This window comes from Tianweitania sp., assembly GCF_032053605.1.
Taxonomy (GTDB): Bacteria; Pseudomonadota; Alphaproteobacteria; order Rhizobiales; family Rhizobiaceae; genus Tianweitania.
Window position 1 is genome coordinate 37,077 of sequence record NZ_DAMBUH010000022.1, and the last position, 8,943, is coordinate 46,019.

An 8,943-nucleotide genomic window follows, 5' to 3' on the forward strand; every position below is an offset into this window, starting at 1 on the left:
ATTGCGAGATTGAAGTTTCCAGCTTGACGTCACGCCGACTGGATGGGCTGACCGTCAACATCGAAGGCGAAGAGTTCTTCCGGTGTCATCCTGCGTTTCATGATGCCTTGCACATGCAGTTCATGCGCAAAGTCATCGATCATGGGGCGGTTGAAGGCATAGCCACTGGCATCCCACCCTTCGGGTAAGTCCCTCGCGCAATTCAGGATTTCTTCGAACATCCAGGGTGTAGTTTCGGCATATTTGCGCCGCTTGGCAGCCCAAACCCGTTGCGATTGGTCGATCACAGAACTCAATTCGGCGACCGCCCAGGGATGTTCGGCAATGATCGCAGCCTTTACGCCGATAAGGTGCATGCCCGGAACATAGCCGACCTCATCGAAGTAACGGCGCTCATCCTCGCGGAAGTTCGGCAACAGCTGGCGGAAGGGTGAGTCCGGCTCGAAATAGCCCTCCGGCATGAAGGGCGTAAAAATGGCATCGAGCTCGCCTTCCCGCAGAAGCTCGACCATCGGGCGCTCGCCAGGGCAGGCCTCGATCAAGCCAGGACGACCGAAGCCATCGAGGCGATCGACAATCGGATGGGCCTCGGTGAGACGGCCAGCATACCACATCGCATCTTCAACCCCCACGCCCTCGCGGCGCAGCGCTGCACGGGTCCAGGTATTGCCAGAGTCGCGCCAACCGGTAACGCCAATGCGCTTGCCGGCCAAATCGCCAAGCTTGGTGAGGCCGCTGTTCTTGGTTGTGATGACGCAGCGGTGCCGGAAGCCGCGCATGATGAAGTTGGGTATGCCAACGACGCTCTCGTCGCCATCGTGGCGCAGCTGGATATAGCGGCTGAACGACATTTCGGCGGCTTCGTGTTCTGGGCTCTTGCCGAGATGCGACACGAGCGTACCCACGCGATCGACCTGAATATCGAGCTTCGACGACGAGACATCGCCGAGGATCATCGGCGTCATGTAATCCCAGTCACGCAGTGCGATGCGGATGCGCAGTGTCATAGTGGGTACTCTCGTCATAGGGTTCGAGAGGCAAAACCTAAATGTTCATTTACAACTGATCAAACGCATTTACGTTACTGAACATTAGAATCGTTGGGGAGACGGATCGTGTCTGTGGAGGCGGGATGGCTGGCTGATAGGCTGACCGATCGAACAACCCGAGGGATCGCGCTGGAAACCGGTGCGCTGATCCGCACGGGGGCCCTCCCTGTCGGGGCCAAGCTGCCGCCGATCCGGGATCTTGCCTTTTCCCTTGGTGTCAGTCCGGCAACGATTTCGGAGGCATGGAGCGAGCTTCGACGCCAGAAGATCATCACCGGCCGCGGTCGCAACGGAACCTGGGTCAGCGAAGAGCGCTTCGTCGCCAAGCCTGAACGGCTGGCGAATTCGGGCCACTATGGGGCGGACGTCCTCGACCTCAGGCTAGCCGTCCCCGACCCTGCCCTGCTGCCGCCGATCGAGCGGGCTCTGGCTCATGGTGCAACGGCAACCAACCTCAACAGCTATGAACGCATCCTGATCCTGCCGGAACTGGAAACGGAGATCCGCCGCAGTTGGCCCTATGATGCGCAAGCCTTTCTTGCCACCAACGGTGGCTACAACGCGGTCTACACAGCGATCCACGCGCTTGTGCCGCCTGGTGCCGCGGTCGCGATCGAGGACCCCACCGCCATGCGCCTTCTCGACATTCTCGAGCATCAAGGTGCGCGGATCATTCCGGTGCGATGCGACGAACAGGGTCCGCTACCTGCTTCGCTGGAGGAAGCAATGCGCCAGAAGCCCGTGGCCTTCATCTTCCAGCCGCGCCTGCATTCCGTCACCGGTCGCACGGTTACGAAGGAGCGGCTGGGCCAACTGGTCGAAGTGGTTCGAAACAGCGACATCCTGATCATCGAAGACGATGGTGTCGCAGATATTTCGGAAACCGCGCAGCAGTCGGTCGGCAAGGACTTGCCCAACCGGGTCATCCACATCCTGTCCTTTTCCAAGACGCTCGGACCTGATCTGCGGTTGGCGGTTCTGTCAGGACCGAAGTCCATTGTTGAACAGATCCAATCCTATCGCAGTTTCAGCGCAGCATGGACGAGCCGGATTCTGCAAGGCGCCGCAGCCTTCCTGTTGCGCGAGGCCTCCACGGCGATTTTTCTCCAACAGGCGCGGACGATCTACCAACAACGCCGCGACGCTTTGTGTGAACGCTTGGAAGCTCGCGGCATCGTCTGCACGGCTGGCAGCGGACTTTGCACCTGGGTGGCTGTAGAAAACGAACCATTCGCGATCGTTACGCTCGCGGCACACGGTTTAGCCGTTGAACCCGGCAAGAAATTTACGGTGCTGCCAGGAAATCATCTTCGCGTTGGTACAAGTATGCTTTCCCACCGATACCACGACGTCGCCGCGGCAATTGCCCTCGCAGCAACAGGCGGCTGATGACTGAAGCACAACGACTGGTTTAGCGCGGTGGTGTGTGCCACAAAGAGGCTATCAATTTTAATCAAAAGTGCTGCTTTTCCGAGACATCCAGAGACCCAAAACTTTATAAGTTCTTCTTGATCCGAGGGTACAGCAGTGGATGATCTTAAACGTATAATCCTCGAAGTCGAAGTCTGCTTTCGCCCAACGGCAGCTGTCTTGCCTGGACGTCCGTGGCGTTCTGCTATGCAACAAGCTGGCTAATGAGTGACGATTGTTGGTGCGATCCTCAAGGCGCGGAGGTGTACTTGCCCACTGCCGCTCAGTGAGCTTCCACAGCGCCACTAGGAAGCGAGAATGTCTCGGACCCTCGGATATGCCAACCAGTGCTGTCAAGCTTGTCTATTCATAGAACTAGTGCCGACCTCATTCCTTCCAGGGAAGACAGATAAATCGGCTCCCAGACTCTTATATGCCTTTTCAGAAGCATCTGCAGCTCGTAAGACTTTCTATTTTTTACAAGCTCTACAATTTGAAAGTGCTCATCAATCGACAAAAGCTGCTGCTTCTTACCTTCTGCAGTTGTGAGGCCATATAATCGTATGCGGTCTTTAAGATCCGTAATGTACTCAAGCAGTATCTGGCTATGGGCACCCCTTGCGATCTCCCGATGGAACTCCCGATCAGCCTCTATATAGGTCCTATAATCCCCGGCATTTGCCGAGGCCTCTATCGAGACGGCAAGGCCTTTAAGCTTTGCAGTATCCACCGGGCCGCGTTCCAACGCGAGCTTCGCCGATTCGATTTCCAGAAGCTCTCGTAGCTCAAAGATCCTGGAAATCTCTTCCGATGACGGTTCGACAACCTCGAAGCCGCGGTTCCGGTGCGGACGCAGCAAACCCTTGCGAGTGAGTTCGAGAAGCGCTTCTCGCACAGGTGTCGATGAGACATTTAGGGTGCTCGCCAAGCCGGGAACTGAGAGCATGGATCGTGCAGGCATGTGGCCAGAAATGATCTCCGCTCTTAGCCATCTCACGACCTTTTCACGTAGATTCTCGATCATTCCACCCTCGTTGTGACCAATCGATTGTAGCTACAAAATCGGCATCTTGACATCGAGTAAAGGTTGCGTTCCAAGTGACGCTCTACAGTAGCGCATTACTTACGTAGAGGAGCGACGGCGATGTTGAGGCCCGGTTATTGCACCCTCTGCCGATCGCGCTGTGGCACACTCAACGAGGTTGTCGGTGATCGCTTGCTCAGCGTACGACCCAACCCTGCGCATCCCACTGGGAAGGCAACTTGTGCAAAAGGCCGATCTGCACCCGAGTTGATCGATAGCCCGCATCGTCAGCTTTATCCGCTGCGTAGAACGACGCCAAAGGATTCGGACGATCCAAAATGGCAGCGGATTTCTTGGGAAGAAGCTCTTGCTGAGGTTGCGGAAAGGCTGGAAACCTTCAAGGCGCAATCAGGACCAGAATCTGTAGCCTTTGGGGTCACGACACCAAGCGGTACGCCGCTCTCTGACAGCATCGATTGGATTGAAAGGTTCATACGCCACTACGGTAGTCCCAACACTTGCTACGCGACTGAGATCTGCAACTGGCACAAGGACTTTGCTCACGCGTTCACATTCGGCTGCGGCATTCAGCCTGCCGACTATGGAAATGCCGACGTTATACTCCTCTGGGGGCATAACCCAACAAACACGTGGCTAGCACAAGCAGATGCCATCGCTAGGGGACGTCAACGAGGCGCCAAGCTAATCGTTGTTGATCCACGGCCAACCGCCTTGGCCAAGGAGGCTGATGTTTGGCTGCGTGTGCATCCTGGTACAGACGCGGCCCTCGCCCTCGGTTTGATCCGACAGATGATCGAAACGGAGGCTTGGGATCAAGCGTTCACCAGAAGCTGGACAAATGGACCGCTTCTCGTTCGGATTGACAATGGAGAGTTTCTTCGAAGCGCGGACCTTTGGCCCGATGAGGTTGAAGCAGGTTCGTACCTCGTTTGGAACGAGGAAACAAACCAAGCAGAACGCTTCGATCCTGACGCTCGCGACAACATTCACCGGTCAACAAATTGGGCCATGCGCGGAGTTTTCAATCTGTCGTCTGCCGGTGAAGCGCAGGGGACAGAAGGGACGATCTGCTGCACCCCAGCTTTCGCCTTGCTTGAACAAGGTGCTGAAGCTTACACGGTCAATTACGTCTGCCGGGTCACGGGCGTCGACCCGCTAGCGCTAGCGGAAGCTGGGCGCCTTCTGCGCGCAGGGCAACGCATCGCCTACCACAGCTGGACTGGCGTCGGTCAGCATACAAACGCGACACAGACTGAGCGTTCAATTGCGGCGCTCTACGCGCTGACCGGTAGTTTCGATCGCGTGGGCGCGAACCGCGTCCGGCGGGGTCCGCTAGTTCGCCAGGTCAATGCGCTGGAGCTTCTTCCAGCCATACGCGAAAAGGCTCTGGGGTATCGCGAGCGACCGATCGGGCCTCCCGCCCATGGCTGGGTTACCGCTCGCGACCTTTACCGAGCTATCCTGGAAGGCCTGCCCTACAAGGTCCGCGCACTCGTCGCGTTTGGAACGAACCCTCTCATCAGCCACGGAGATCCGGAGACCGGGGACGCAGCGTTGCGTGCGCTGGAATTTCACGTTCATTGCGATCTTTTTCTCACTCCATCTGCTCGGCACGCAGACATCTTCTTGCCCGTCAACACGCCCTGGGAACGGGAAGGGCTGCGGGTTGGCTTCGAGATCAGCGACGAGGCCGCGGCTCTCGTCCAGTTGCGTCAGCGCTTTGTATCCCCCCGCGGAGAAGCCCGGTCTGACAATGACATCGTCTTTGACCTGGCCTGCCGCCTCGGTATGCGGGAGGCCTTCTTCGACGGCAGCCTAGAGGCAGGCTGGGACTACATACTCAACCCAGCCGGTTTGTCGGTGGAGCAACTTCGCGGCGAGCCGGGTGGCGTTGCGTGCGCGATCGACTCTCGGGAGCAGAAATACGCCCTCGAGCACCACGATGGCTCGGCCAGGCTTCGCGGCTTCGATACGGAAACCAGGCGCATCGAGCTTTATTCGGCGACCCTTCACCGTCATGGCCAGCCCGCCGTTCCCGCCTATGTTCCCATCGCTCCGGCAGGGTCCGATCAGCCGCAGCGCTATCCGTTAACGCTGAGCACGGCCAAGAACGGGTTCTACTGCCACAGCCAGCATCGTTCGCTTGTGTCGTTGCGCAAGAAGGCGCCCGACCCCGTTGCCGAGATGGGCCCCGGCCTCGCGGCCATCAAGGGCATTCGAGCGGGCGATTGGATCCTGGTTTCCACTTCGACGGGCGACGCACGCTTCAGGGCGCAAATCACGCCGCAGCTCAACGACAATGTTGTGGTTGCCGAGTTCGGATGGTGGCAGGCCTGCGAAGAGCTTGACCGACCGGAGATGCCATCCACTGGCCCGCTGAACAGCAACTTCAACCGGCTCGTCACCACCGCTGACCACGATCCCGTCAGCGGATCGGTTTTGCACCGTGCCCTTGCATGCGACGTCAAGCTGGATCCACAAACCGAAGAACACCAGCGCGGCTGGCCCGGCCTTCGCGAGTTTCGCGTCTCACGCCTCCATGCTGAAGCAGAAGGCGTGACCGAAGTGCACCTCGAACCTATCGACGCAGCAGGCCTTCCGGACTATCGGCCTGGTCAGCACATCCAGGTCAGCGTTCCCGGCCCCGACGATGGAACCCTCACGCGAGCCTATTCGCTGACAGGCCCGGCTTCCGTGCATGGACGTCACCAGTTGCAGATCGCTGTTCGTCATCAAAAGGGGATCGGCTCAGACGGCGCTGCCTTTGAAGGACGAATGTCCAGCAAGGTGAACACCCATTGGCGTGTCGGCGATACAGTATATGTCACTGCACCGAATGGCAGCTTTGTTCTTCCCCGAAACCATCGTCAGCCGATCATCCTTCTCGCGGGCGGCATCGGGATCACGCCCGTTATCAGCCTGCTCGAAAGCCTCCCTGACGGATGCGCCAACACGATCACGCTGCTTTATGCCAATCTGAACAGCAGGACGCACGCTTTCCGGACCGCCATTCGCCGCCATCAGGCCCGCCTTCCCGGATTGACGGTCCGAAACCACTACGACAGCCCACTTGAAGTCGATAGACTAGGTGTCGACTACGATAGCTGCGAACGCATAACCTCGGACGTCATTGCCGACGCTCTTCTTCGCGATCGCCCCCGCGTCTACATGTGCGGACCGCCAGCCATGATGGATGCGTTCGCGGACGGACTTATCCGCCGCGGTATGCCGAAGTTCGACATCTTCCGCGAAGTGTTTCGGTCTCCGCCCGAGCTACCGATTGACGATGGACGGACATTCTCCGTTCGCTTTCCAAACTCGTCAGCCGACGCGGTTTGGTCGCCTGGCGAAGGAACGCTGCTTTCTTTCGCCGAGTCGCTTGGGCTTGCGCTGCCGAGTGGCTGCCGTGTTGGCCAGTGCGAGAGCTGCGCCGTTCGTATCGCATCTGGTCATGTCCGGCACCTGCATGGACATGAACCGGAAGATCCGGAGACCTGCCTTACCTGCCAAGCCGTCCCAACAGAGGATCTTATCTTGGTCAACTAGCAGCCGACCTAGCCGTTCAGGCGGCGGCTTCTTCAATCCAAAGCCAATAAAGAGGGGAATAAGAATGTCGACACAAAAGGTAGCAGAACCAATCGCTGGTCATCATACTGCGGAGCAGGATGGTGTGCTTGCGCGGCTTGGACTACGTTTCGCCGCTTGGGCGGAACGATGGTTTCCAGACGCATTCGTTTTTGCGGCTATTGCTGTGATCGTCGTCGCTGTTGCCGCAGTGGCTCACGGCCTGCCACTACAAAGCGCTGTTAAGGCATTCGGTGACGGATACTGGACACTGATAACGTTCACGCTGCAACAGGCGGTCGTTGCCATTGGCGGGTATATTATCGCCAGTTCGCCCCCGGCCTCTCGCCTTATTACTCGCATCGCCCGCATTCCGCATACTGGCCGCGCGGCAGTTGCGTATATCGCTTTGATCTCGATGCTGCTGTCGCTTCTAAACTGGGCTATCAGCCTGATCTTCGCCGGGCTTCTGGTGAGGGCGATCGCGCGGCGTACAGATATCCGGATGGACTACCGTGCAGGAGGCGCCGCTGCGTACCTTTGTATGGGCGCGACCTGGGCCATGGGGCTCAGCTCGGCCGCTGCCCAGCTTCAGGCCAACCCCACCAGCATGCCGCCGTCGCTCATGGCGATCACCGGGATCATCCCGTTCACCGAGACCATTTTCCTGTGGCAGTCGATGGCCCTGACTGCCGTGCTCATCGTCATGTCGACAATGATCGCATATTACTCCGCGCCATCGGAAGCTGCTGCAAAGACGGCGCAGGATCTGGGCGTCGATGTGCGAACCACCGTAGCAGCGCTTCCAACACGGGAGCAGCCCGGCGAGTGGCTTGAATACAGCCCGATCCTTACATTGCTGATTTGCGCTCTGGGTCTTGGCTGGCTGTACCTCGAGTTCGCTTCGCAGAATCCTTTGCTCGCGATATCAAAGCTCAACACCTACAATTTCCTGCTTATCATCGTTGGCATGCTTCTTCATTGGACGCCTCGCAGCTTCCTGAACGCTGCGGCGAGTGCGATTCCCGCAATAACGGGAATCATCATCCAATTTCCGCTTTACGGTTCTATCGCCGCCCTCATGACGGCTGCTGCCGTAGGCGGCGTTTCACTGTCAGACAGCTTAGCCAACATATTTGTGAGCTTCACGAACTCCGATACGTTTCCGGTGGTGATGGGCGTCTACTCGGCAGTTCTCGGCTTCTTTATCCCGTCAGGCGGTGGCAAGTGGTTGCTTGAAGCACCTTACGTCATGCAAGCGGCAAACGACCTGCAGGTGCATCTTGGATGGGCTGTGCAGGTTTATAACGCAGCTGAAGCTCTTCCCAACCTGATCAACCCGTTCTGGATGCTGCCCCTCTTGGGTATTCTCGGAGTCAAGGCACGAGCAATCGTAGGCTTCACAGCTCTTCAGTTGGTTATCCACACTCCGGTCGTGCTCTTCCTGCTCTGGGCGTTTTCCGAAACGCTTACTTATACCCCTCCAGTCTTTCCTTAAGCGAACTTGAGGCGCTGACGGCGGCTTGAAGTCGTCGTCGTTTGATGCGTTCGAACTGAAGCGTATTCACCTATGTCTACGGCATAAAACAAGGTCGCAAATCGCGGGGTGAGCTAGCGGGGTCAAGCACAGCTATGTAACCGTCGTACCTGCCGTGTTGACGAGGGCTACGAGCATAAGCCTACGCAGATCTCTTCTAATGGCATGCTCCTCAGCGAAATCTGACAGAAATCAGACGATCCCGCTTTGGGGATGGGAAGGTCGAAAGTTGCTAGGCAGCAATCGACCCAAATCTGGCCGTTCAGTAGCTGAACTTCATCGTCCATTTCATTCAAACAGAAGGAACCAATGTCGTGTCAGGATAGCGGGCGGCTATG

General features: G+C 57.8%; 5 protein-coding genes. 3 read left to right on the forward strand and 2 right to left on the reverse strand.

The features are described from left to right. Positions 1-29 precede the first annotated feature (29 nt). Positions 30-1,007: an ABC transporter substrate-binding protein gene (locus tag RTX98_RS07820; protein WP_312795773.1), complete on the reverse strand. Its 978-nt coding sequence runs from the start codon at positions 1,005-1,007 to the stop codon at positions 30-32. A gap of 108 nt (positions 1,008-1,115) precedes the next feature. Between RTX98_RS07820 and RTX98_RS07825 the strand changes: the two genes are divergently transcribed. Continuing rightward, positions 1,116-2,438: a PLP-dependent aminotransferase family protein gene (locus RTX98_RS07825; RefSeq protein WP_312795774.1), complete on the forward strand. Its 1,323-nt coding sequence runs from the start codon at positions 1,116-1,118 to the stop codon at positions 2,436-2,438. Between the two features lie 388 nt (positions 2,439-2,826). Here RTX98_RS07825 and RTX98_RS07830 read toward each other — a convergent pair whose 3' ends face one another. Continuing rightward, the gene (locus RTX98_RS07830; protein ID WP_312795775.1) at positions 2,827-3,483 is read right to left on the reverse strand and encodes a GntR family transcriptional regulator; all 657 of its coding nucleotides are present in this window, start codon (positions 3,481-3,483) and stop codon (positions 2,827-2,829) included. A 120-nt stretch (positions 3,484-3,603) separates the two neighbouring features. Here RTX98_RS07830 and RTX98_RS07835 point away from each other — a divergent pair, with 120 nt between their 5' ends. Together RTX98_RS07835 and RTX98_RS07840 are read left to right on the forward strand one after the other, a co-directional pair. Then, entirely contained in the window at positions 3,604-7,050 is a 3,447-nt protein-coding gene (locus RTX98_RS07835; RefSeq protein ID WP_416223082.1) for a molybdopterin-dependent oxidoreductase, read from the forward strand. 64 nt (positions 7,051-7,114) lie between these two features. Further along, positions 7,115-8,566 (forward strand): short-chain fatty acid transporter, encoded by a 1,452-nt coding sequence (locus tag RTX98_RS07840; protein ID WP_312795777.1) that lies wholly within the window; start codon positions 7,115-7,117, stop codon positions 8,564-8,566. Positions 8,567-8,943 lie beyond the last annotated feature (377 nt).

Bases quoted from the DNA above. Each gene is read 5' to 3' on its own strand.
- RTX98_RS07830 (WP_312795775.1), bottom strand. From the start codon at position 3,483: ATGATCGAGAATCTACGTGAAAAGGTCGTGAGATGGCTAAGAGCGGAG.
- RTX98_RS07820 (WP_312795773.1), bottom strand. From the start codon at position 1,007: ATGACACTGCGCATCCGCATCGCACTGCGTGACTGGGATTACATGACG.
- RTX98_RS07835 (WP_416223082.1), top strand. From the start codon at position 3,604: ATGTTGAGGCCCGGTTATTGCACCCTCTGCCGATCGCGCTGTGGCACA.
- RTX98_RS07840 (WP_312795777.1), top strand. From the start codon at position 7,115: ATGTCGACACAAAAGGTAGCAGAACCAATCGCTGGTCATCATACTGCG.